At 71.2% G+C, this 25,485-nt stretch carries 13 protein-coding genes; 10 read left to right on the plus strand and 3 right to left on the minus strand.

The genetic code is table 11. The annotated features are described in order from the left end of the window. Positions 1 to 6 precede the first annotated feature (6 nt). From ACFWBT_RS04080 to ACFWBT_RS04110, 7 genes are all read left to right on the plus strand, one after another. Positions 7 to 6,570 (plus strand): SDR family NAD(P)-dependent oxidoreductase, encoded by a 6,564-nt coding sequence (locus ACFWBT_RS04080; protein WP_385695591.1) that lies wholly within the window; start codon positions 7 to 9, stop codon positions 6,568 to 6,570. A gap of 242 nt (positions 6,571 to 6,812) precedes the next feature. Next, the gene (locus ACFWBT_RS04085; protein WP_385695594.1) at positions 6,813 to 7,760 is read left to right on the plus strand and encodes a chlorinating enzyme; all 948 of its coding nucleotides are present in this window, start codon (positions 6,813 to 6,815) and stop codon (positions 7,758 to 7,760) included. A 12-nt stretch (positions 7,761 to 7,772) separates the two neighbouring features. Then, positions 7,773 to 8,048 carry a phosphopantetheine-binding protein gene (locus ACFWBT_RS04090; protein ID WP_385695596.1) on the plus strand — a complete coding sequence of 92 codons (276 nt, stop codon included), beginning with the start codon at positions 7,773 to 7,775 and terminating at the stop codon, positions 8,046 to 8,048. Positions 8,049 to 8,058: 10 nt separating this feature from the next. Then, positions 8,059 to 8,817: a thioesterase II family protein gene (locus ACFWBT_RS04095; protein ID WP_385695598.1), complete on the plus strand. Its 759-nt coding sequence runs from the start codon at positions 8,059 to 8,061 to the stop codon at positions 8,815 to 8,817. Beyond that, complete coding sequence (locus ACFWBT_RS04100; RefSeq protein WP_385695600.1) at positions 8,810 to 10,393, plus strand: amino acid adenylation domain-containing protein; 1,584 nt, start codon at positions 8,810 to 8,812, stop codon at positions 10,391 to 10,393. The genes ACFWBT_RS04095 and ACFWBT_RS04100 overlap by 8 nt, the downstream gene beginning before the upstream one ends. A gap of 79 nt (positions 10,394 to 10,472) precedes the next feature. Continuing rightward, a complete protein-coding gene (locus ACFWBT_RS04105) occupies positions 10,473 to 11,549 on the plus strand; it encodes a ketoacyl-ACP synthase III family protein (RefSeq protein WP_385695602.1) in 1,077 nt (358 codons plus the stop codon). A gap of 19 nt (positions 11,550 to 11,568) precedes the next feature. Next, a complete protein-coding gene (locus ACFWBT_RS04110) occupies positions 11,569 to 12,885 on the plus strand; it encodes an aspartate aminotransferase family protein (RefSeq protein WP_385695603.1) in 1,317 nt (438 codons plus the stop codon). A gap of 55 nt (positions 12,886 to 12,940) precedes the next feature. On the opposite strand, the gene ACFWBT_RS04115 is transcribed toward ACFWBT_RS04110, so the two are convergent. Then, a complete protein-coding gene (locus ACFWBT_RS04115) occupies positions 12,941 to 13,579 on the minus strand; it encodes a TetR/AcrR family transcriptional regulator (RefSeq protein ID WP_385695605.1) in 639 nt (212 codons plus the stop codon). Positions 13,580 to 13,653: 74 nt separating this feature from the next. Between ACFWBT_RS04115 and ACFWBT_RS04120 the strand changes: the two genes are divergently transcribed. From ACFWBT_RS04120 to ACFWBT_RS04130, 3 genes are all read left to right on the plus strand, one after another. Beyond that, positions 13,654 to 14,661, plus strand: a complete 1,008-nt coding sequence (locus ACFWBT_RS04120) for an ATP-binding cassette domain-containing protein (protein ID WP_385695608.1) — start codon at positions 13,654 to 13,656, stop codon at positions 14,659 to 14,661. Next, the gene (locus ACFWBT_RS04125; RefSeq protein ID WP_385695611.1) at positions 14,658 to 15,503 is read left to right on the plus strand and encodes an ABC transporter permease; all 846 of its coding nucleotides are present in this window, start codon (positions 14,658 to 14,660) and stop codon (positions 15,501 to 15,503) included. The genes ACFWBT_RS04120 and ACFWBT_RS04125 overlap by 4 nt, the downstream gene beginning before the upstream one ends. Positions 15,504 to 15,624: 121 nt before the next feature. After that, positions 15,625 to 17,730, plus strand: a complete 2,106-nt coding sequence (locus tag ACFWBT_RS04130; RefSeq protein ID WP_385695614.1) for an MMPL family transporter — start codon at positions 15,625 to 15,627, stop codon at positions 17,728 to 17,730. Between the two features lie 233 nt (positions 17,731 to 17,963). Here the strand turns inward: ACFWBT_RS04130 and ACFWBT_RS04135 are convergent, their stop codons facing one another. Both ACFWBT_RS04135 and ACFWBT_RS04140 read right to left on the minus strand, forming a co-directional pair. Beyond that, positions 17,964 to 21,353, minus strand: coding sequence for an amino acid adenylation domain-containing protein (locus ACFWBT_RS04135; protein WP_385695617.1), 3,390 nt, complete (start codon positions 21,351 to 21,353; stop codon positions 17,964 to 17,966). 20 nt (positions 21,354 to 21,373) lie between these two features. Then, the gene (locus tag ACFWBT_RS04140) at positions 21,374 to 25,054 is read right to left on the minus strand and encodes a type I polyketide synthase (protein ID WP_385695619.1); all 3,681 of its coding nucleotides are present in this window, start codon (positions 25,052 to 25,054) and stop codon (positions 21,374 to 21,376) included. Positions 25,055 to 25,485 lie beyond the last annotated feature (431 nt).

Here is a 25,485-nt window from a genome sequence, read left to right on the forward strand (position 1 = left end):
ATCCCGATGACTGCATCAGTCGAGAAGATCACCAGCGCGCTGCGGGAGTCGGTCAAGGAGACCCGGCGGCTGCGCGCGCGGAACGACGAACTCGAGGCGACGCTCGGCGAACCGGTGGCGATCGTGGGGATGGCGTGCCGCCTGCCGGGAGGTGTGACCTCGCCGGAGGAGTACTGGCGGCTGCTGGCCGAGGGCCGGGACGTGGTGTCCGGATTCCCCTCGGACCGGGGCTGGGATCTGGCCGGGCTGTTCGATCCGGACCCCGATCACCAAGGCACGTCGTACGTCCGTGACGGCGGCTTCCTGGACGAAGTGGCGGACTTCGACGCGGAGTTCTTCGGGATCTCGCCGCGTGAGGCGCTGGCCATGGACCCCCGGCAGCGGCTGCTCCTCGAGACCTCCTGGGAGCTGTTCGAGGCCGCCGGAGTGGATCCGGCGAGCCTGAAGGGGAGCCGGACCGGGGTGTTCGTCGGTGCCGGTCCGACGGACTACCCGCACGGCGTGGAGGGCTACGCGGTGGCCGGGACCACCCCGAGTGTGCTGACGGGCCGGGTGTCGTACGTGTTCGGGCTGGAGGGCCCGGCGGTGACGGTCGACACGGCGTGCTCGTCGTCGCTGGTGGCGCTGCATCTGGCGTGTCAGGCGCTGCGGTCGGGTGAGTGCTCGATGGCGGTGGCGGGCGGGGTCGCGGTGATGTCGAGCCCGAAGGTGTTCGTCGAGTTCAGCCGGCAGCGCGCGTTGTCGGCGGACGGGCGGTGCAAGGCGTTCTCGTCCGCCGCGGACGGGTTCGGCTTCGCGGAGGGCGTCGGCCTGCTTCTCGTCGAGACGTTGTCGCGGGCGCGGCGCCGCGGGCACCGGGTCCTCGCCGTCATCCGGGGCTCGGCCACGAATCAGGACGGCGCGTCGAGCGGGCTGACCGCGCCGAACGGGCCGTCGCAGGAGCGGGTGATCCGGGCCGCCCTGGCACGAGCGGGCGTGACGGCGTCGGACGTGGACGTCGTGGACGCGCACGGCACCGGGACCTCGCTGGGCGATCCGATCGAGGCACAGGCGCTGCTGGCGACCTACGGGCGGAACCGGCCCGGGGACCAGCCCGTGCTGCTGGGGTCGGCGAAGTCGAACATCGGTCACACCCAGGCGGCCGCGGGCGCGGCGAGCGTGATGAAGCTGGTGCTGGCCATGCGGCACGGCATGGTGCCGGCGACCCTGCACCTGGACGAGCCGAGCCCGCACGTGGACTGGTCGGCGGGCGCGGTGAAGCCGGTGGTGGAGGCGGTGCCGTGGCCCGACCACGGGCGCCCGCGCCGGGCCGGCGTGTCCTCCTTCGGCATCAGCGGCACCAACGCCCACCTCATCCTGGAGCAGGCACCCGAGCCCGACGAGGCACCGCCCGCGGACCTGCCCGGTGACACGACGGGCGAGGCGGGGACGGTGCCGTGGGTGCTGTCGGGCCGGGGTGAGCGTGGGCTGTGCGGTCAGGCCGCGCGGCTCGCGGAGTTCCTGGAGACCCGGCCCGACCTGGATCCGCGGGACGTCGCGGGCGCGCTGGTGCGCCGTCCGGCGCTGTCCCACCGGGCCGTCGTTCTCGGCAGCACCCGCACCGAACTGCTCGCCGGGCTGCACGCGGTGGCCGCGGAACGGCCCGCGGCAGGGCTGCTCCAGGGGACCGCACGCACCCGGTCCGGAGAGGCGGTCCTGGTGTTCCCCGGGCAGGGTTCCCAGTGGCAGGGGATGGCGCTCGGCCTGCTGAAGACGGCCCCGGTGTTCCGCGACCGGCTCGTCGCATGCGACCAGGCGCTCGCCCCGTTCACCGGCTGGTCGGTGCGCGACGTGCTCCGCGGTGCTCCCGGCGCCCCCGACCTGGAGCGGGTGGACGTCGTACAGCCGACGCTGTTCGCGGTCATGGTGTCGTTGGCCGCGCTGTGGCAGCACGCGGGAATCGTGCCCGCCGCGGTGGTCGGACACTCCCAGGGCGAGATCGCGGCCGCCTGCGTGGCCGGCGGCCTGTCCCTGGAGGACGCGGCACAGGTGGTGGCACTGCGAAGCCGCTCCCTGGCGTCGCTGTCCGGACAGGGGGCGATGGCGTCACTGGCCCTCGGACGCGAGGCGGCCGAGGCGCTGCTGTCCCGGTGGGAGGGCCGGCTGGGCATCGCCGTCGTGAACGGGCCCGGTTCGGTGGTGGTGTCGGGCGACAGCGCGGCGATGGCCGAACTGATCGCCGAGCACCAGGACTCCGACGTCCGGGTACGGCGCCTCGCGGTCGACTACGCCTCGCACTCGCCGCACGTGGAACGGATCCGGGACGAGCTGCTCGTGCAGCTGAAGGGCATCACCCCCGGCCCCTCGCACATCCCGTTCTACTCGGCGGTCACCGGCGGTCGGCTGGACACCGCCGAACTCGACGCGGACTACTGGTACCGGAACCTCCGGCAGCCGGTGCGCTTCGACGAGGTCACCCGGACCCTGCTCGACCGGGGCCACGAGCTGTTCGTGGAGGCGAGCCCGCACCCCGTACTGACCATGGGACTCGAAGAGACGATCGCCGACGCGGACGCCTCCGCGGTCGTCCTCGGCACGCTGCACCGCGACCGCGGCGGACAGGACGACTTCCTCGGCTCGGTCGCGCAGGCCTACGTCGCCGGTGTGCCGGTCGCCTGGGGGAGCATGCTCGGACACCGCGGCAGCCGTGTCGTCCTTCCGTCGTACGCCTTCCAGCGCCGGCGCTACTGGCTGGACCCCACGGCGCCGTCCGGGGACGCCCTCGCGAAGGCGGGCCTGCGCGCCGGTGACCACCCCCTGCTCGGTGCCGCCGTGGACGTCGCCGCCGACGACTCCGTCGTCCTGTCCGGCCGCCTGTCGCCGCAGACCCACGGATGGCTGGCCGATCACATGGTCGGGGACCAGGTGCTGCTTCCCGGCACGGCGTTCGTGGAGCTGGCGCTGCGCGCCGCGACCGAGGCCGGCTGCTCCGGAATCGAGGAACTGGCCCTGGAGGCACCCATGGCGGTCTCGCCCACGGGTGCCGTCCAGGTCCAGGTGGTCGTCGGCGCCCCGGACGGCTCGGGCAAACGCCCGGTGACCGTGTACTCGCGGCCGGAGGAGACGTCCGTCGACGGCGAATGGACGACGAACGCCGTGGGTGAGCTGACCGGCTCGCCCGTCGGGGGAGACTTCGGCGACCTCGTGATCTGGCCGCCGGCCGGCGCGGAGCCGCTGCCCACGGAACGGCTCTACGAGGAGTACGCGGAGCGCGGATACCGGTACGGATCGGCCTTTCGCGGGATACGCAAGCTGTGGCGGGCCGGCGACGACATCTACGCCGAGGTCGGGCTGCCCGCCCAGCAGCGCGGTGACGCCGGGCGATTCGGCGTCCATCCCGCTCTGCTGGACGCGGCGGCACAGGCGGCCGGCATCCTCGGCTCGGGCGAGGACTCACCGACGGGTGACGGAGTCCGGCTGCCGTTCGTGTTCAGCGACGTGACCCTGGTGGCGCCCGGCGCCACCGACCTGCGGGTCAAGGTCCGGCAGCTCGGCCCCGACCGGCTGGCGCTGACGGCCGCGGACCTCGACGGCCGGCCGGTGGTCTCGGTGGGAACCCTCGTCGTGCGGCCGGGCTCGTCCTGGGAGCGGCGCGCGACGACCGCGCAGGCGCTGCGTGACGCGCTGTTCCGTCTCACCTGGGTACCCGTCGCCCCCTCCGAGCCGGGGCCGACGGCGGCTCGGCAGCGGTGGGCGGTGCTCGGCGAGGACGGGACGAAGGTCGCCGAACGGCTCGGCGGCTCCGGCGCGGACGTCGGCGCGTACCGCGACATGGCCGCTCTCCGCGCGGCGATCGCCGAGGGAACGCGCGTACCCGACCTGGTGGTGTGGAGCGTTCCCGGACCCGTGGACGGCAGCGGCGCCGCCGAGTCGGCCTCACGCGTCCGCACGGTCACCGCGGCCGCGCTCGGCGTGCTGCAGGAGTGGTCCGCGGACGACGGCCTCGGCGCCGCCCGTCTGCTGATCAGGACCCAGGGCGCGGTCGCCGCACAGGACGGGGACGACGCCGCGAACCTGGCCTCGGCCGCCGTGTGGGGGCTGGTCCGCACGGCGCAGACGGAACACCCGGGCCGGTTCGTCCTGATCGACGACGGCACCTGCCCGGACGACGCCGGACCGGGAGACGTCTGGGCGGCGGCAGCGGCCTGCGGGGAACCCCAGCTCGCCGTCCGTTCCGGCGAGCTGCTGGCGCCGCGGCTGGCCCGGGCCGAGGGCGGCGAGACCCTGATGCCGCCCGCCGGCGCGGCCGCCTGGCGCCTGGAGTGCGCCGGCACCGGAACTCTGGAGGGGCTGACGCTGGCGGAACGCGCGGCGGTGACCGGCCCGCTGGGCCCGCGCGAGGTACGGGTGGCCGTGCGGGCCGCCGGGCTCAACTTCCACGACGTGGTCGTCGCGCTGGGGCTGCTCCCGGGCGAGACGGATCTGGGTGGTGAGGGCGCGGGAACGGTGCTGGCCGTCGGCAGCGACGTACCCGACCTGATGCCAGGGGACCGCGTGCTGGGTCTGCTGACCAGTGCTTTCGGCCCGGTCTCGGTGACCGATCACCGGCTGCTCGCCAAGATCCCCGACGCATGGTCGAACGAGGAGGCCGCGTCGGTACCGGTCGCCTTCCTCACCGCGTACTACGCGCTGTTCCACCTCGCCGGACTGCGATCCGGGGAGAGGGTGCTCGTGCACGCGGGCGCCGGCGGGGTCGGCACGGCGGCGGTCCAGCTGGCCGGGCACCGCGGCGCGCAGGTGTTCGCGACCGCCAGTCAGGGCAAGTGGCCGGTCCTGCGGGCCGCCGGCCTTGACGACGCGCACATCGCGTCGAGCCGCACGCTCGAATTCGAGGGGCACTTCGCCGGACAGGGCGTCGACGTCGTGCTCAACTCGCTGGCCGGGGAGTTCGTCGACGCCTCACTGCGGCTGCTGCGGCCCGGCGGACGCTTCGTCGAGATGGGGAAGACCGACGTCCGCGACCGCGACGACGTCTCCGGCAGCCACCCCGGAACCAGCTACCGGGCGTTCGACCTGACCGAGGCGGGACCGGATCGCATCAAGGAGATGCTGGACGAGATCATGAGCCTGTTCCGCGCCGGCTCGCTGGAGTTGCCGCGGCTGACCACCTGGGACGTCCGCCGGGCGATACCGGCTTTCCGGTTCATGAGCCGGGCCCGGCACGTCGGCAAGATCGTGCTGACCGTCCCCCGGGCGCCGGACCCCGAGGGGACGGTGCTCGTCACCGGCGGCACCGGGACGCTGGGCGGTCTCGTCGCGCGCCGGCTCGCCGAGCAGGGGGCCGGGCACTTCGTGCTGGTGAGCCGCCGCGGTCCCGAAGCACCCGGCGCGGAGTCGGTTCGTGCCGAACTGACAGCGCTGGGCGCCCGGGTGGAGATCGTCGCCTGCGACGTCGCCGACCGGGCGGACCTCGCCCGGGTGCTGGCCGCGATTCCGGCCGGTCACCCGCTGACCTCGGTGGTGCACGCCGCCGGTGTCCTCGACGACGGGATCCTGCCCTCGATCACCCCGGACAAGATCGACACGGTCATGCGTCCCAAGGTCGACGCGGCACTGCACCTGCACGAGCTCACCGCGGAGACCGACCTCGCCGAGTTCGTGATGTTCTCCTCGGGCGCCGGACTGACCGGCGCTCCGGGGCAGGGCAACTACGCGGCCGCGAACGTCTTCCTGGACGCGCTCGCCGGCCGTCGGAGGGCCCTGGGCCTGCCCGCGACGTCGATAGCGTGGGGCCTCTGGGCGGAGACCAGCGAGTTGACCGCCGGCATCACCAGCTCCCACCGGGCCCGCATCGACGGGTACTTCACCCCGCTGCCCACCGAGCAGGCGCTGACGCTCTTCGACGCCGCGCGGAGGTCCGCCGAACCCGTGCTGCTGGCTTCCGCCATCCGCGTGGGCCGGCTCCGCTCCCTCGCCCGGGACGGTTCGCTCCCGGCGCTCTGGAGCGGACTGATCAACGCGCCGGTCCCGCCCCGGGTCGCGGCGGCCGACCCCGCCGCCGGTCTGACGAGGCAGCTGGCCGCGCTGACCGAGACCGAGCAGAGAGAGTTCCTGCTCAACCTGGTGCGGTCGCACGCCGCCGTCGCGCTGGGCGCGGGGGACGCGGAGGCACTGGCCCCGGACACGCCGTTCCGTGATCTCGGGTTCGACTCCCTCACCGCCGTCGACCTCCGCAACAGGCTGTCCGCCGCGACCGGTTGCCGCTTCCCGGCGACGCTGGTCTTCGACCACCCCACTCCGGCCGAACTCGCCGGCCATCTGCGCACCCGGCTCACCTCCGAGGCTGCGCCCCCCTCCGCCCCGGTGCTCGACGAGATCGAGAGCCTCGAGCAGGCCCTGCTGCGGAGCCGGCCGGAGGAGGAACTGAGGGACAGGATCACCGGGCGCCTGCGGACGCTGCTGAGCCGATGGGACGACGCTCACCCGGAGACCGTGACGCCGTCCGGCGACGCGACGGAGGTCGCCGTCGACTCCGCCACGGACGACGAGCTCTTCGCGCTCATCGACGGAAACCACCCCGACGCCACGTGACCGGTGCGGTGTGTCCATTCCGGATCGATGGTCGTCCGTGCGTCGAATCAACGGCCGGATAGGGGTTGCCGACCGTTGGATAGGGGTTGTTGGTAGGGGTGATCCGCGGGTAGCTTTTTTTCGGTTCTATTCTTCGTTTAATTTCCGGCGATTCGGCCACCTGGCCGCCGGCGGCCGCCAGTATCCAGCCTTCCGCCGCTCCGAGTGACATCTCCGGGCGCGCACGGGATCAAGGAGAAATCATGGCTCGTACGAAAACGTTCGCGCTGAGCGCCGAAGAGCTGGAGCAATTCGCTCGTGATGGCTACATCGGCCCTTTCGATCTCTACACCGAAGAGGAGATGGAAAGGAATCTCAGGGCGATCAGGCCGAAGCTGCTCAAGACCAAGACGTCCATATACAGCGAGGGTCAGACGGAATCCGGCAACACGAACCTGGCGGCCAGTTACGACCGTCATCTCGACGTCGACTTTCTCGCCGAGCACGTCGCCAGGCCGGAGATCGTGGACAGGGTGTCGAGCATCCTCGGGCCCGACACGCTCTGCTGGCGCACCGAGCTGTTCCCGAAGTACCCGGGTGACGAGGGAACCGACTGGCACCAGGCGGACAACTTCTCCAGTGTCGACGGCTCCAAGCACCCGCACATCGTGTGGCCGGAGGACGCCGAGTTCGGCGGCACCGTGACGGCCTGGACCGCCTTCACGGAGGCGTCGGTCAAGAACGGCTGCCTCCAGTTCATTCCCGGCACGCACACGTCGATGAATTACGACGAATCAAAGATCATGGAATACAACCCGGACATCATCAACCAGCTGGACAAGGACGGCGTCAAGCGCGGGCTCTTCGGCTACGACTACCGGCAGCTGCAGAAGGACCCGGACTGGAGTCCCGACGAGTCCAAGGCCGTCTCCCAGGTCATGCGCCAAGGGCAGTTCATTCTCTTCTGGTCGACGCTGATGCACGCGTCCCACCCGCACAGCGGCGAAACCGACCAGATGCGGCTCGGCTTCGCCTCTCGTTATCTGCCGACGCAGGTCCAGGTCTACCCCTACTCCGACGAGCTCCAGGAATTCGGAGCGCGCGCAAGCCTCGAGAAGTACGGCTGTGTGCTGGTGTCCGGTGAGGACCGATACGGCCACAACCGCTTTGCTGAGACCACCGTCAACGGATTCCGTTTCCCGGTCCGCTAGGAGAGATGACACGTGAGCGAGACGAACAACCACATGGAGCCGGAGAAGCTGCTGGCCTGGGTGGTCGACGAGTGCAAGCAACTCGGCCTGCGGGTGACGGGCGGTGAGGACGACTTCTTCGAAGCCGGAGGCACGTCGCTCACCGCGGTGAAACTGATGGAGCGGGCGGAACGCGAGTTCGGCGACGACTCGCTCCCCCCGGACGAACTGTTCACCGAGAGCCGGATCGCGGAGATCGTGGCCAGCCTCCAGCGCAACACCAAGCCCGCCGACGCGGTGGCGGACTAGCAGGGTCACGGTGGCGGCACCGGACGACAAGTGGGTGATGACCCTCAAGGCGGCGGCGGCAGAGCCCGCGGGCACGCTGTTCTGCTTCCCCTACGCCGGCGGGAGCCCCGAGACGTTCCGTGGCTGGTGCGGCGGGATCGCGGACGACGTCGAGCTGTTGTGCGTGATACTGCCGGGCCGGGGACGCCGTCTCAAGGAAGCACGCTACGACCGGTGGCAGCCCCTGGTGGACGATGTCTTCGAGGCGCTGTCGCCGTACCTGAACCGCCGTCACGCATTCTACGGGCACAGTTTCGGCGGGCGGCTGGCCTACGAGCTGTCTCATCTGGTCACGGCCGAGTACCCGGGTAAGACGCGACGGCTGTTCGTCTCCGGCTGTCGGAGTCCGGACACGCCGCAGAGGCGCCCGTACATGCACGAGATGAACGAGAGCGACTTCCGCGATGCGGTGGCGAGGATGGGCCGCACGCCGGCGGAGGTCTTCGAGCAGGAGAAGCTGCTGCGTCTCGTCCTGCCGACCGTGCGCAGCGAGATCCGGCTCGCCGAGATATGGGACGACCGCCACACGTCCGCGCTGGATGTTCCCATCACCGCTCTCTACAGCCCGGACGACCCGATCGACGGCCTGAGCACCATGCGCGGCTGGAAGGGCTTCACCAGCCGGGACTGCGAGCTGATCGAAGTTCCTGGCGGGCACTTCTTCGTGGACAGCCACCCGGAGTACGTCACGCGAATCGTCAACACACATATGGGGAATGCGAATGGATGAGATCGCCCTCTCGGAAGCGGCTCTGTCTGTTCATCAGAAGATCAACGGAACGGATACCGCCTATCCGGCGGAGAGCCTGAAGGAACTTTTCGAGCGGGCTGCCGGCCGCCGTCCGGAGGCCGTCGCGGTGGTCCACAAGGAGCGCAAGCTCACCTACCGCGAGCTCAATGGCCTGGCGAACAGCCTGGGAGGGCGGCTCCGCGAGGCCGGAGTACGTCCCGGCCACGTCGTGGGACTGTGCGTCAAGCGCTCGCCGGAGATGATCGTCGCCATGCTGGCGATCATCAAGTGCGGCGCCACCTACCTCCCCTTCGACCGCACCTGGCCGGACGGGCGCCTGAGCGGGATCTTCGGCCGGGCGGACTGCACGGCGCTGCTGACCGACGCGGCCGACGCGATGGCGGTCCGCTTCGAGCACCTGCCGGTGGTCCCCGTCGACCTGGCCGCGCTGACCGCGGACGAGGAGAACCCTTCCCTGCGGGTCGATCCGGACTCCATCGCCTACATCGTCTTCACATCGGGATCGACCGGATCCCCCAAGGGCGTGCCGATCCGGCACCGGGGTGTCGTCCGCCTGGTGTTCAATGCCCGTTTCGTCGACCTGGACGAGGACGCCGTCGTCCCGCAGCTGGCGTCGATATCGTTCGATGCCGCGGTCTTCGAGATCTGGGGTGCGCTGCTGCACGGCGGGACGAGCGTGCTCTACCCGTCGGATTTCGTGCGGCTGTCGGAGCTGAAGCGGGTCGTGCGGGAGAACGGCGTCACGGCGCTCTTCGTGACCACGGCGCTCTTCAACGTGATCGTGGACGAGGCTCCCGGCACGCTCGACAGCGTACGGACCATTCTCACCGGCGGTGAGGCACATTCTCTGCGGCACATCGAGAGCGCGCGCAACCACTACGGGAACGACAAGGTCGTCAGCGTCTACGGGCCGACCGAGTGTTCGGTCTTCGCCACGTACTACCCCGTCCGGGACTCCGTCCGGGGTGAGTCCGCGCTGCCGATCGGATTGCCCATCCAGAACACGTCCCTCTACGTCATCCGCGACGGCTCGCTGTGCGCTCCCGGCGAGGTGGGAGAGGTGTGCCTGGCGGGACCCGGGCTTTCACCGGGTTACCTGGGAATGCAGGAGCTGACCGAGAAGAAGTACGTCGAGTACGGCATCGACGGCGAGAAGGTGCGGCTCTACCACACCGGTGACCGCGCATTCTGCCGGGAGGACGGCAACGTCGTCTTCCAGGGGCGCCTGGACGATCAGGTGAAGGTCAACGGATTCCGGATCGAGCTGGGCGAGATCGCGCACTTCATGAACGAGGTGCCGCACGTCAAGCAGAGCTATGTCACCACCAGCGAGAAGGAGTCCGGCGAGAAGGTCGTGGTGGCGTTCGTGGTGCCGGCGAGTGAGGCCTGCACGCCCCGAGCGTGCCACGACCACCTGGTCACGAGAATTCCCGGCTACATGATGCCCGGGGAGATCCATGTGTGCCACAGCCTGCCGCTGACGGGCTCGGGCAAGGTGGACCGCAGGGCGCTCCTGTCGCAACGGCACCACCAAGAGGTTCCCGCGTCGTCGTGACGTGCACGGGGTTCGGGCGCCGAGCGCGTGCTCGCGCCACCGGAATCCCGAAGGAAGACGAGAGAAGGCTGAGGATCCAGTGACAGCGACGAATCAACCGCCTGCGGTCGACACGCGGCCCGCCGAGGCCGAGGCCGGCCCGGGGCCCGCGACCGGGCTGAGCATCAAGGCGGCGACCCTCTGGCTTCCACCCACCAAGGAAGGCGCCCCAGACGGTGAGCTCAGCTCCGCGGACGTCGAACGCATCGGTGTCACGGAACTGTATGTGGCTTCGGCCGACATCGCGCCGCCCCAGATGGCCGCGCTGGCCGTGGGAAGCGCCTTGGAGGGAAGCGGAACCGAACCGGCCGACATAGGCCTCCTGGTGCATTCCTTCAGCTATCACCAGGGCTTCGACATGTGGTCGCCCGCGCACTACATCGCTCATCGGGCCGGGATCCTCGACGGGCTGCCCGTCAATGTCCAGCAGCTCTGCAACGGCGGGGCCGTGGCCCTGCAGCTCGCGGCCAAGTGGCTGGTCGCCACCCCCGACACGAGCACGGCTCTCGTCACGTCCGCGGACCGGTTCGGCCCGCCGGGATTCAACCGATGGTCGAGTGACGACGATGCGGCCTATTCGGACTCGGCGACCGCGGTCCTGCTCGGCCGGACCGGCGAGGGCCACGACTTCCTCCACCTGCTCTCGCTCGAGATGGTGACGGACTCGGAGTGGGAAGTGCAGCTGCGCGGGGACGACGCATTCAGCTCCGTCCCCCTGGGGCACGGCGCTCCTGTCGACCTCCGGCGCGCCAACAAGGTGTTCAGGGAGTCCGGCGCGGCGGCCCGCATGGTCAAGCTCGGTGTCCCGAAGATGCATGAGCTTGTCCAGCGGGCCCTGCGCGTGGCCGGTATCGGCCGGGAGGACATCAGCTGCGTCGCGCTGCCGCGTCTCACCCGGACCATGCGCGAGGGCATGTTCAAGCCCACCATCAGTGACGTCATAGGGGGAGACCCTCGCTATCTCGAGTGCGGCACGGGCTGCCTCGGCGCCGGGGACTTCCTCGCGAACCTGGTGGACATCGAGGACGGCCTCGACCCGGGTGAATTCGGCATGATCATCCAGGGCACCGGTGGATACACCTTCACGTGTGCCGTGGTCCAGGCGCCCGTCGAATAGCGCGGAATCCGGGGACGACATGGCTACGACGCCGAGTGCATGGGATCGCGGAACGTACTCCCTGTGGCACGGGACCATACCGACGTCGGCGATCCTCGACCGGAGCGGGCCCGAGGACATGTGGGTCAGGGGTGAGGGGTCCTGGCTGATCGACGCTTCGGGACGGCGCGCCCTCGACGCCCGCGCGGGCGTCGGCAACATGATGCTCGGCTACGGCAGGGCCGACGTCGTGGAGGCGATGTCCCGTCAGGCGCGCGAGCTGCCCTATGTCTGCATGGTGCGGTGGGAACTGCCGGCGCCCGTGGTCGTCGAACTCGCCCGTGCGCTCACCGAGATCGCGCCGCCCGGCCTCAGCCGTGTGCGGTTCTGCCACACGGGCGGCGCGGCGGTCGAGAGCGCGGTACTGATGGCTCGCTCCTTCCACCGGAACGAGGGCCGGCCGGACAAGCGGCTCGTCGTGGGTCTTCGCGACAGTTACCACGGCAGCCCCGTGGCGGCCATGGCGGCGAGCGGGCAGCGGATCATGCACTGGCTCTACGGTCCGATGCCCGACGGCTTCCGTCATCTGCCGGAGCCGGAGCCCACCGACGACTGCGGGGTCCGACTCGCCGATCAGCTGGACGCGATGGGGCCGGAGCGCATCGCGGCGTTGATACTCGAGCCGGTGAAGGGGCGGAACGGCCGGCCTCTACCTGATGCGTACCTGCGAGCCGCGCGTGAGTACTGCACGAAGAACGGCATTCTCCTGATCTTCGATGAGGCGTTCACCGGGTTCGGGCGGATGGGGGAGATGTTCGCGGCCGACATCTCCGGAGTCTCGCCGGACATCATGTGCCTCGCGAAGGGCATCACCGCCGGCTACGCGGCACTGGGCGCCGTGCTGGCAACCGACCGGATCCACCGGGCGTTCGACACCAGCAGCACGGTGTTCGCCCACGCGTCGACCACGGACGGCCACCCCGTCGCCTGCGCCGCGGCGCTCGCCGCGATCCGCGCGTACACATCCGAGGACCTGGTGGCCAACGGCCGGGCGCTCGGCCGGTTCCTCTGCGGCCGGCTGAACGAACTGCTCGGCGGGGCACCCACGTTCAGGAGTGTCCGGGCTGTCGGCGCCTATGTGGCGATCGACCTGGTGGACCAGGACGGCAGTCCGCTCTCGATGCCCGACCGGCAGTACCTGGAGGCGGCGTGTCGGCGGCAGGGCGTGCTGGTCCACTACACGCCCGACACCGTCGTGCTGATGCCGCCGCTGACGATGACCATGGAAGAGGCGGAGTTCGCGGCGCAGGGCTTCGCGAGCGTCGTGTCCGGTCTGCGGCCGGCCGGCGCCCGGTGACCCGCCGGTGGTCCGTTGTCGCGTCACGGACCGCCGGCCTGATCCTCGCCCCCGCTCACTTCGGCCGGCTGACCTCCGGGGCGGGCTGCCCGGCACGCCCTTGGCCGCCGCACAGCCGCAGCGTGCTCTCCAGACACAGCGTCTCCGCCTCGTGGGTGGTGAGGCGCTCGGCGGTGACCTCCGCCGCGGCGGCGTGCTGGAGTCCGATGACGGCTGCGGTGAGCCAGGAGGCGGGCAGGGACCCGGCGAAGTCACCCGTGTCCTGGCCTCGCCGGATGAGCCGTTCGAGCCGCGGGGGCACGACGTCGGACAGAGCGTTGCGGCCGGGCCGCGGAGGCCCGGACGCGGCGGGGTTGAGAAGGAGGGGGTTACGGCGAAGGAACTGCCATCCGGCGTCGAGGAAGCGGGCCAGCGCGTCGGCGGGCGGGGCGGTGTCGAGACCCGCGGCGTCGAGCGCGGCGAGGTATTCGGCGGCCGCGGCCTCGATGAGGGCGGCGACCAGCGCGTCGCGCGAGGGGAAGTGCGCATAGACGGTCTGGCGGGTGACGCCGGCCTCGGCGGCGATGTCGTCCATGCTCGCGTCTGGCCGCTCGCCGAGCACGACCCGGGCCGCGTTGAGGATGGCCTCGATGCTGCGCCGGGCGTCGGCACGGCGGCGGCGTGGCGGCGGAGCTGCCTCGGGCGAGTCGATCATGCCAGGAATAGTAAGGCTCTGGCCCTAATCTTGACAAGTTGTAAGAGATAGCTAATTCTTACAGCATGCCAAACATGAGCGTGGGTGAAGATCATCCGGCGATCGAGGCGCACGGCCTGGTCAAGGTCTACGGGGAGAAGCGAGCGCTGGACGGGATCGATCTGACGATCCGGCGCGGTCAGGTGTTCGGGTTCCTCGGCCCCAACGGCGCGGGCAAGACCACCACGATCCGCATCCTGGCCACGCTGACCCGACCCGACGGCGGCACCGCCCGCGTCCTCGGCCACGACGTGCTGACCGAGACGGACGCGATCCGGGCGCGGGTAGCGATGACCGGCCAGTTCGCCTCCCTCGACGAGGATCTGACGGGATACGAGAACCTGATGATCCTCGGCCGGCTCCAGGGGCTGTCCAGGGCCGCCGGCAGACGGCGGGCCGACGCCCTGCTCGCCGCGTTCGACCTGACCGGCGCGGCCGGACGCCCGGTGGGCGGCTATTCGGGCGGCATGCGGCGCCGGCTCGACATCGGCGCCAGCCTGATCGTGACCCCCGACCTGCTGTTCCTCGACGAGCCGACCACCGGCCTCGACCCACGCAGCCGCAACCAGGTGTGGGAGCTGGTGCGCCGGGTCGCCGCCGCCGGCACGACGGTGCTGCTCACCACCCAGTACCTCGAAGAGGCCGACCAGCTCGCCGAGCAGATCGCGGTCATCGACAACGGCCGGGTCGTGGCCGAGGGCACCAGCGCCCAGCTCAAGTCCCGGGTCGGCTCGGGCACTCTGCACGTCCGGCTCCTCGACGGCGAGCAGCGTCCGCAAGCCCTGCAGATCCTGGCCGGCGCCCTGGAGGGGACGGTTCGGCCCGCCGCCGACCCGCTCGCCCTGTCCATGATGCTCGCCACCCCTTCCGACGCGACGGACACGGGCCGCCTGGTCGGGCACGCCATGACCCGGCTCTCCGAGGCCGGGGTGGGCATCGCCGATCTCTCCCTGGGTCAGCCCAGCCTGGACGAGGCCTTCCTCGCCCTGACCGGCCACCGGGCAGCCCCGGCCACCATCGACCACGAGGAACTGACCGCATGAGTACCCCTGCCGTCTCCACGCGCCCCGCTGCGGCGGAGGACCCGATCGACGCGCTGCTCGCCGCGGGACGCACCCGCCACCGTGCCGGGGCGCTCGCCGCCTCGGCCACCTTCGGCGGGCGCGCCATGCTCAAGCTCAAGCACGACCCCAAGCAGCTCGTCGACTCGGCAGCCATCCCGATCCTCTTCACCGTGCTGTTCACCTACCTGTTCGGCGGCGCCATCAGCGGTTCGACCGGCGAATACCTCAAGGTCCTGCTGCCCGGCGTACTGAGCATGAGCATCGCCATCGTCACCATGTACGGCGGTGGCCGCCTCGCCCAGGACGTGCGCAGCGGAGCCTTCGACCGCTTCCGCGGCCTGCCGGTCTGGCGCGGCGCCTTCGTGCTCGGCGGCCTGCTCAGCGATGTCGCCCGCTACCTGTTCGCCTCCGCCATCGTGGTGGTCCTCGGCATGGTCATGGGCTACCGCCCCGACGGCGGCGTACTGGGCGTGCTCGCCGCGGTCGCCCTGGTCATCGCCTTCGGGCTCTCGCTCTCCCTGCTGTGGGCCGCGGTCGCCCTGGCCGTCCGGGACCCGGCCGTCGTCATCAGCATCGCCAACGCCGTACTGATGCCGCTGTCGTTCGCCAGCAACGTCTTCGTCCAGCCCAGCACCATGCCCGGCTGGCTCCAGGCCTTCGTCGACGTCAATCCGCTCAGCCATGTCGCGAGCGCGGCCCGGGGCCTGATGAACGACACCGGTGGCGCCGGCGGCTCGGTCGTCTGGTCGCTCGTCGCGACCGCCGCCATCACCCTCGTGTGCGGCCCCATCACCCTCCGCCTGTACAGCAAGCAGGGCTGAGGAGCGCTTCACCGGCTTGAGCCGGGCCCGTCAGGACGGACCGGCATGCCGCGGCACCTGGACAACGACCTTGTTCGGGCGGTCGGCATGCCTCCTGCCCGAACCCATCAGCGGAGATTCCATGCGAGTAACAGCAATCCCGTCCGGCCGGAGGGCCAAGTGGGCCGTCCTCGCCTTCTGGATCGGCCTGTTGGCGGTCGCCGGCGTGTTCAGCGGCAAGTTCGACAGCGTCGTGAAGAACGAAGTGGGCACGTTCCTGCCGAAGGACGCCGAGTCGACCCAGGCCATCGATCTGGCGAAGGAGTTCACCCCGGACATCAGTTCGGCGGTCGTCATCTACGAGCGGGCCGACGGCGCCGTCACCGCGGACGACCGGGCCGTGGCCAAGGCGGATGCCGGGCGCTTCGCGGAGTCGAAGCACGTGACCACGCCCATCGTCGGCCCGGTGGTCGCGAAGGACGGACGGGCCATCGAGATCGTCGTCCCCGTCAAGGCCGGGGGCAGCGGACAGACGGGCTCCAGCGAGATCGAGGCCGCCGTCAAGGACATGCGGTCGATCCTCGACTCCCATCAGGGCCTCACCACGCACGTCACCGGACCCGCGGGCTACGCCGCGGACCAGGCCGACGCGTTCGCGGGCGCCGACAAGGCGCTGCTCCTGCTCACGGTCGCGATCGTCTTCGTGATCCTGCTGCTCACCTATCGCAGCCCGGTGCTGTGGATCGCCCCGCTGATCTGCGTGGGCGTGGCCCTGTTCGTCGCACAGGCGGCGATCTACCTCTTCGCCCGGTACGGGAGCCTGACGGTCAAGGGGGACACCCAGTTCATCCTCACGGTGCTGGTCTTCGGCGCGGGCACCGACTACGCCCTGCTGCTCATCGCCCGCTACCGCGAGGAGCTGCGCCGGCACGAGGACCGGCACGAGGCGATGGCGGTCGCCCTGCGGCGCTCGGGGTCGGCCATCGTCGCCAGTGCCGTGACGCTGACGCTGAGCCTGCTGTGCTTCCTCGCGGCCGACCTCAACTCGACCAAGAGCCTGGGTCCAGCGCTGGCCATCGGCGTCGCGAGCGCCCTGGCCGTCATGGTCACCCTCCTTCCGGCTCTCCTCGTCATCCTCGGGCGCTGGGTGTTCTGGCCGGTCCGGCCGGCGTTCGGCTCCCCGCAGCCGCCGCAGCGCGGTCCCTGGGCGTGGATCGGGAGCGTGGTGTCCCGCGGGCCGCGTGCCACCTGGATCGGGACCTCGGCCGTGCTGGGCGTGCTGGCCCTCGGCCTGATCGGGTTCACGGCGGACAACATGCAGATGAAGGACTCCTTCACCAGCACGCCCGAAGCCGTCACCGGGGAGCAGGCGATGGCCGTGCACTTCCCGGCCGGCGGCGGCGATCCCGCCCAGATCATCGGCGCCGCCGGCGCGGCCGAACCGCTGCGGTCCGCGGTGGCCGGCACGCCCGGGATCACGGACGTCACCCCGCCGGTGGTGAAGGACGGCCATGTCTACCTGGAGGGCACGCTGACGGCCCCCTCGAACAGCAAGGCGGCGTTCGCGACCGTCGACCGGCTGCGCGACGCGGTGCACGCCGTGCCCGGCGCCGAGGCCAAGGTCGGCGGGGGCAACGCGGTCAACCTCGACTACAAGAGGGCCGCCCAGCACGACCGGACCCTGCTGGTGCCGCTCGTCCTGATCGTCGTGGGCCTCATCATCGGCGTGCTGCTGCGAGCCGTCGTCGCGCCGCTGGTCCTGCTCGGCACGGTCGTGCTGTCGTTCGCGGCGGCACTCGGGGTGAGCGCCCTGACCTTCAAGCACATCTTCGGGTTCGCCGGAGCCGACCCGGCGATTCCGTTGTGGATCTTCGTCTTCCTCATCGCCCTGGGAGTTGACTACAACATCTTCCTGATGACCCGGGTGCACGAGGAATCCAAGGCGCACGGCACCCGGCGCGGAGCGCTGCGCGGCCTGAACGCCACCGGCGGCGTGATCACGTCGGCGGGCATCGTGCTCGCCGGAACGTTCGCCGCGCTCGCGACGCTGCCCCTGGTCTTCGCGGCGGAGATCGGCTTCGCGGTCGCGTTCGGCGTACTCCTCGACACCTTCCTGGTGCGCTCCGTCCTCGTCACCGCCCTGACCTACGACCTCGGTCGGCGGATGTGGTGGCCGAGTGCCCTGAGCCGCGAGGAGACGGCGAGCGATCACGAGGAGATCGCGCCGCAGACGCTCGCCCCGCGGTGACATCTCCCTGACCGAGGGGAGACGAGGGCCCTCTCGGCGCCCGGTGCGGACGGAGACATCCGCACCGGTGGCCGGAGGGCCCCGCCCGACCGGGCCGCAGCCCCCGACCTGAACCGGGGGCTGCGGTCTGCCCGTTGCCCGGTCGACGACGTCGGGTCTGGCGGAATCCGCCGCCGGTTTCCGGCAGCGGATTCCCTACCCCGGTCAGGCCGGGATCACGAGGGGCGCACGGGTCAACACCCCTGGCCCTCGGCCCGCATGACGGCGGCCAGCCGTGCGACCGTGGGGTTCTCGAAGAGCCGGCGCAGTCCGTCGTCCTGGCTTTCGGACGTGCCGAACTCCTTGGTGATCCGTTCCAGGACGCCGATCGCGTGCAGGGAGTCCCCGCCGAGTTCGAAGAAGTTCTCCTCCGTCCCGAAGTCGTCGCGCTCCAGGACCTCCTGCCAGAAGGACAGCAGCGTCCGCTCCAGCTCGTCCCGCGGCGCCTGGAGGCTGCCGGAGGCCTGCCGTTCCCTCGGGGCCGGCAGCGCCGACACGTCGACCTTCCCGTTCGTGCTCAGCGGCACCTTGGGGATGACGAGGTAGTGGCGGGGCACCATGTATTCCGGCAGGGTCTCTTCGAGCGTGGCCCGCAGCGCTTCGGCGTCGGGGTGCGTCTGTCCCGCGGTGGCCTCTCCTTCCGCGGGCACCAGGTAGGCGACCAGCTGGCGGCGGCCCGTCCTGGGGTTGGTGTCCACGGTGACCAGCGCGTCACGGACGCCAGGATGCCGCCGCAGGGGGGCCGCGATCTCACCGAGCTCGATGCGGTAGCCGTTGAGTTTGATCTGCGAGTCCTCGCGCCCCAGGAACTCGATGTCCCCGCCGGGGAGATAGCGGCCGAGGTCGCCGGTCCGGTAGAGGCGGGCCTTGGTCCGGGGATGCACGACGAACCGCTCCGCCGTCCGCTCGGGATCGGCCCAGTAGCCGCGGGCCACGCCGCTTCCGCCGATGTAGATCTCACCCGTCGTCCAGACCGGGCTGGGCTCCAGCCACTGGTCGTACACGTGCATGGTCTGGTTGGCGAGCGGCTTGCCGTAGGGGATCCGTGACCAGTGCGGGGGCACCGCGCCGATCGGGTGGTGGATCGACCAGATCGACGCCTCGGTGGCGCCGCCCAGGCTCATCACCTGCGCCGTGGGATAGACCGCGCGGATCCGGTCCGGCAGCGTCACGGGAATCCAGTCACCGCTCATCATGACCAGCCGCAGCCCACGCCCGGGCGGGGGAGCCGCCGGATCGTGCGCGTCGATCCACGCCTGCATGAGGGCCGGCACGGTGTTCCAGAGCGTCACTCGGTGCCGGTCCACCAGGTCGGTCCAGTGCCGCGGCTCCTGCGACCTGCCCGGCTCCGGCATGACGACCGCGCCTCCCGCGGCCGGCAGACCGAAGACGTCGTACACGGAGAGGTCGAAGCTGAGCGCGGACAGCGCCAGCACGCGGTCGTCGGACGTGACACGGAAGCGGTCGTTGAGGTCCTGGATGGTGTTGGCCGCGGCCCGGTGGTCGATCATCACGCCCTTCGGCGTGCCGGTCGACCCGGAGGTGAAGATCACGTAAGCCAGGTCGTCCGGGTCGGGACCGGTCGACGGCGGGGTGGACGGGGCGGACCGCACCTCGGCGTCGGCGAGGGTCACCAGCCGGATGCCGTCCGGCCAGGTCAGCTCGTCGCGCAGGTGCGGTGTCGTGACCAGCACCCGGACCTGGCCCTGTCGAAGGAGCTGCTCCCTCCGGGCGGCCGGCCAGCGCGGCTCGACCGGCAGGTAGGCGGCCCCGGACCGGGTGACGCCGAGGGCCGCCGCCACCTGCTCGTACCCCTTCTCGGCGATGACGCCGATCAGGGTGTCCCGGGTCGCGTCCAGCGACTGCAGGACGTGGGCCAGCCGGTGGGCGTCGTCGACCAGCTCGCGGTAGGTGTGCTCGCCGTCGGCCGAGATCACGGCGATCGCGTCCGGGGTCCGCCCGGCCTGCTCCTCGACCAGGCCGCAGAGGGTGCGCCCGGGGATGGACGCCCCGGTCTCGTTGACCCGACGGCGCTCGTCGGCCTGCGCGGCCGGAAGCGTGACGAGCTCTCGCTCGTCCCACGCGGCCTCGCTCTCGCCGAGGCGCTCCAGGCACGTCCGGTGAGCGAGGAACATCTCCTCCAGCATGCCGGCGGGGAAGAGGTCCTCGACGTAGTCCCAGTTGACCAGCAGCTCGCCCCGGTCCTCGAGCACCTGGTAATCCAGCCAGACCTGGGGCGTCTGGCTGACGCCGTACACGACGTCGCCGAACACCTGGGCCGTCTCGGTGGGGTTGGACCCGGAGTCGAAGCCGATCATGCTCGTGAACACCACCGGCATCCCGGCACCCGGCCGGCCGCCCAGCCGCCTGGCCCGCTCCCGCAGTACGCGGACCCCCGAGTAGGTGGAGTGCCCGAGATCGTCCATGAGCTGGTGGTGCAGGCGCTTCACCCGCGCCGCGAAGGAGTCCTCCGGCTCGGGCCGCGTCTCCAGGAGGACCAACGAGGTGAAGTCGCCGATCACTTCGCCGATCCGGGGGTGGAGCGGCGGCCGGTTGAACAGCGTCAGGTTGAGCGTGAGCTCGGGCCGTTTCGACCAGCGCCGGAGCACATCGGCGTAGGCGGCGACGAGCACGGCGGACGGGGTGAGACCCCGGCGCCGCGCCGTCTCCTTGATGGCGGACCACCGGTCGCGGGACAGCCGGGCGTGGTGCCGGGCGAACTTCGGACAGGAGAGCTGTCCGGGCTGGACGGCCAGGGGCAGTTCGGGAGCGGGCGGCAGCCGGTCGAGCCGGTCCAGCCAGTACCGCTTGTCGGCTTCGAACCGCCCTTCGCCCTGCTGCCGTCGCTCGGCGAGAACGCAGTCGCGGAAGGTGACGTCGAGGGGCTCGGGCGGGGCGTCCGGCCGGCTGTAGAAGCGGAACCAGTCCCGCTGGAAGATCCCGAAGCTGAACCCGTCCAGGACCAGCATGTCCAGGCTGAGGTGCAGGCGCCACCGCCCGCCGTCCAGCCGGGTCACGCGGACCTCGAACAGCGGCCACCGGTCGGCGGGCAGGACCTGGTGCGCCAACTCCTCCCGGATCCGCGCGATTCCCGCTTCCTGCGCCGTGTCGTCGAGGCCGGCCAGGTCCGTGACCTGGATGTCGTACGGCGGTACCTCGGGCAGCACACGCTGGCGGCCGTCGGGCTGGATGACCGCCCGGAGCATGTCGTGGTGCCGGACCAACCGGTCCAGACTCCGGCTCAGCCTCGGGACGTCGAGATCCGCGGCGTCGAACTCCAGGTAGCAGTGGGTCGAGTTGCCGCCGAGCTCCACCACCGGGGTCCGGCCCACCCAGTACGCCTGCTGGATGTCCGTCAGCGGAAACGGCTCGTGCCGCTCCTCGGGCCGGGGAGCCAGGCCCGCGGGCTCGTCCGCGTCTTCGAGGCGCGAGATGATCTCGATGAGCTCGTCCCTGCGAAGCCTCATCTCCTCGCGCAGTTCCGGGGTGAGAGCACCGGGCGGGGCCGTCACGTGAAGCCGGCCGTCGGCCAGCCGCATTCTCACCCCGCGGCGGTACAACTCGGCGAAGAGATCGGTGGTCATCGTGCCTGCCTTCCTGGCGGTTACAGGATGAGTTCTTCGATCATTCCGGCGGCCTCCGGCTCCTCGGCATCCACGACGAGGCTCCGGGCGGCCAGGGTCCGGCAGACCAGGTCGACGATGTCCGCCACGGTGGTGTCGCCGAGCAGGCGCTGCGGCGGTACGTCCACGCGAAGCTCCGTACGGAACTGCTCGCGGAGCCGCATCGTGCGCAGCGAGTCCATGCCGAGATCGCCCAGCCGGGTGCCGGCGAACCGGGCGCGCAGGGTCTCCCGGTCGTCCGCGAGCCCCTCGACCAGGGCGGTCACCCGGGTGAACAGCAGGTCCGTGAGCGCGCTGCGCGCCGTCCGCGGATCCTCGACGGCGAGCCGCGACAGCCCGTCGCCGTCCCACGGTTCGGCGTCGTCCGGCTCCGCGCGGGCCCCCGTCTGTTCCGCCAGGTCGGACGCGCGGTACCTGAGCCCCGCGACGGTGACGAGCGGTTCGCCGGTGTCGGAGTACAGCTCCAGATGGATCGGGCCGTCCGCCGTACGGCGGACGTGGCACCAGATCCGCGGTGGCAGATCGCGGTGGCGGGTGAGGCGTGAAAGACCCGAAGGCAGCCACAGAACAGTGCCGGTGCCGGTGCCGGTGCCCGCGTCGGCGACGAGCGGCAGTGCGGTCAGGAAGCACGCCTCCAGCACCACGGGGTGGAGAAGGTAGGGCTCGCTGTCGGTGGCGGCCACGTCGGTCTCGATGAGGGCCAGCGCCTCGTTCTCCGCCCGCCACCAGCGCCGGGTTGCGTCCCGGAAGGCCGGGCCGCAGGTGATTCCGGCGTCGCCGAGCCGCGCGAACAGCGTGCCGGGATCCTGCTCGGTCATCCGGGAGCGCAGCCGGTCCAGGTCCGTGCGGGAGGGGACCGGCGGGATCTCCTCGGTGGCCGAGGCGGTGAACCGGAGGGTCCAGCCGGGGCCGGCGTCCTCGGGCTCCGCGCTGAATCCCCTGATCCGGCGGACCGCGCCGTGGGTTTCGGCCGCCGTCTGAAGGGCCGGCACACGTGTGCCGGGCAGCGTGACCGGTGCACCGAAGGTGAGGTTCTCGATCGTCCGGGCGCCGCCACCGTCGGGCGCTCCGTGGCGCGCGGCCGCCAGTCCCCATTCGGCGACGGCGGCGGGCGGCAGGGCGGGCGCGCCGCGCAACCGGTACTGGGCGACGTACCAGGGTTCGCGTGCCGGAGCTGTCCGGACGAACCGCCGCTCGGTGGCGTCGGCGAGGTCGATCGTGCCCCCGAGCAGCGGGTGCACGGGCTCCCGGGCGGTATCGTGCCCGCCTCGGCCCCGGGCGTCCGGCGCGTCGAGCCAGTACCGCTTGCGCTGGAACGGATAGCCGGGCAGGCGGACCCCGCCGGTATCCGTCCCGGTCCAGACGCTCCACGACACGTCCGTACCGGCCGTGTACGCCGTCGCGAGGAGTTCCAGTACCCGGTCGTCGGTGACGACGGCCCCGGGGTCCAGCTCCAGGCAGGACGTCACCCCCTGCGACCGCACGCCGGACAGGACGTCCTCGGTGCCGGTCCGCAGGAAGGCGCCCGTCGCCCAGTGGTCCGGGCGGCCGGCTTCTCCGGGGGAGACGAGCGGGATGCGCGGTTTCGCCCGGCCGACCCGCTCCGCGGTGACCCGCAACAGCTCCTCGGCCCCGCGGTCCTCGGCGCCGGCCGCATGCGCGGCGGCCGCGGCCGCGAGTGCTCCGGCATCGTCCAGCGACAGGACACCGGCGGCATGAGCCGCGGTGATCTCGCCGATCCCCGCCCCGGCGACCAGGTCGGGCAGCACTCCGCACGAGCGGATCAGGCGGTACAGCGCCACCTGGAGGGCGAACGCGGCGGCATGCGGGTACACCGTCAGCGGCCCGTCGAGACGGGCCTCCACACACGTGCGGACCTCGGCGTACGCCTCGGCGAAGGCGGGGAACCGGTCCGCCAGCCTCCGGGTCGCGTCACCGGTTCCCGGCTCGCCACCGGTGAACACGACGGCCGTCTTAGCGGCGGTGACCGCACCGGTGATCAGGCCGGGTGCGTCCTCGCCCCGGGCCAGAGCCGCGAGCGCGGCGAGGTGTTCGTCGGCGGAGGCACCCGTGCTGACCGCGCGGTGCCTGAACCCCGCCCGCGTGCGGGCGAGCGACCTCGCGACCCCCGCGGTGGGGGCCGGTTGGGCGGTGAGGAAGTCGCCGAGCTCCGCGGCCATGGCGCGCAGCGCCGGCTCGGTCTTCGCCGACAGCACCCAGGGGGTCGGGACATCGTCGGCGGTGTCCGGCGTCGGGGCGGATGCGCCGTCAGCGGCGGCATGCTCCTCCAGGATCAGGTGCGCGTTGGTGCCGCTGATACCGAAGGAGGACACACCGGCCCGCCGTGGCCGGCCGTCGGCCGGCCACGGGACCGACTCGGTGGTCAGCGCGACCGTCCCGCCGGACCAGTCCACATAGGTGGACGGCCGGTCGACGTGCAGGGTCCGCGCGTGTGTTCCCGCCCGGATCGACATGACCGTCTTGATCACGCTCGCCACCCCGGACGCGGTCTGGGTGTGGCCGATGTTCGACTTGACCGAACCCAGCCGCAGGGGCCGGTCCGCCGTCCTGTTCTCGCCGTACGCGGCGATGACGGCCTCGGCCTCGATCGAGTCGCCCAGTGGGGTGCCGGTGCCGTGCCCTTCCACCGCGTCCACCTGGTCGGGGGTGAGCCCGGCGTCCGCCAACGCCTGCCGGATGACCGCCTCCTGGGCCGCACGGCTCGGTGAGGTCAACCCATTCGTCGCACCGTCCTGGTTCACCGCCGAACCGCGGATGACCGCGAGCACCTCGCGGCCGTTGCGCAGTGCCACGGACAGTCGTTCCAGCACCAGCAGCCCGGCACCCTCGCCGAACCCCATGCCGTCCGCGGCGGCCGCGAAGGGCTTGCATCTGCCGTCCCCGGCGAGAGCGCCGCGGCGGTCGAACTCGAGGACGACGTCCGGCGTGGCCATGATCGTGACGCCGCCGGCCAGCGCGAGCTCGCTGTCGCCGCGCCGAAGTCCCTGACAAGCCTGGTGGATGGCCACCAGCGAGGAGGAGCAGGCCGTGTCGATGCTGATGGCCGGCCCGTGCAGTCCCATGACGTAGGCGACCCGGCCGGACGTCGTGCTCGGGGCGCCGCCCACGATCAACTGGTCCTCGACGCCTGCCGGGAGCACCGCCTGCGGTCCCGCGCCGTAGTGACAGTAGGAGACACCTGCGTAGACGCCCGTCCGGGTCCCGCGCAGGCCGGCCGGATCCAGGCCGGCGTGCTCCACCGCGTCCCACGCGGTCTCCAGGAGCAGCCGCTGCTGCGGGTCCATCGCCAGTGCCTCGTGTTCACCGATCCCGAAGAACTCGGCGTCGAAACGGTCGGCTCCGGCGACGAAGCCTCCTTGGTACGCCGTCGGTTCCGGCGTCGCCCGGGTGCCGCCGCCGGGCACGCCGATCGCGCCCCAGCCCCGGTCGTCGGGAAACGCCGAGATGCCGTCGCCCTCGCCGGCCACGAACCGCCAGAGGTCCGCCGCGGAACGCAGGTCGGGCGGGAACCGGCAGCCCATGCCGACGATCGCGACGGGCTCCGAATCCCTGAGTTCGGCCTCGTACAGTTTGCGGGCCATACGCTGCAGATCGCCGGTGGCCTTCTTCAGATACTGACGCAGCTTTTCTTCATCAGCCATTGACCGTACGGCTCCCCGTGATATCCAAGAGATTCGAGTGCTCGGGAACGGGTGATTTACTGGGCGGTCCAATTCCCGGTCGACCCTACTGTGCGATCAAGAACCCCTGATACCCCAGCTCCACCCCTATGCACACCCCTATTACGCTCGGCTAAGGGTGCGATAGGGGTTGATGAGGCATGGGGAGTCGGGTATAGCGTGGCTCGTGGCGGGGTGAACGGCCGCGCCGGTGACGGATGCACCGGTGAAAGTGCATTCTCCATGTTCCGTAAGACATTTCCCGTAAGTATCGTGACGGCTCCGATAGCGGCCGTGTATTCGCATGGACTCTCACCCGAGAAAGGGTCGAAAAGTCGATGGCTGAGCAAGGCAATGGGCTGAGCATCAAGGCGGCTGCCTGGTTACCGCCCGACGAGGGGATTCCGCCCGTG

It is taken from the genome of Streptomyces sp. NPDC060027, assembly GCF_042737005.1.
Classification (GTDB): domain Bacteria; phylum Actinomycetota; class Actinomycetes; order Streptomycetales; family Streptomycetaceae; genus Streptomyces.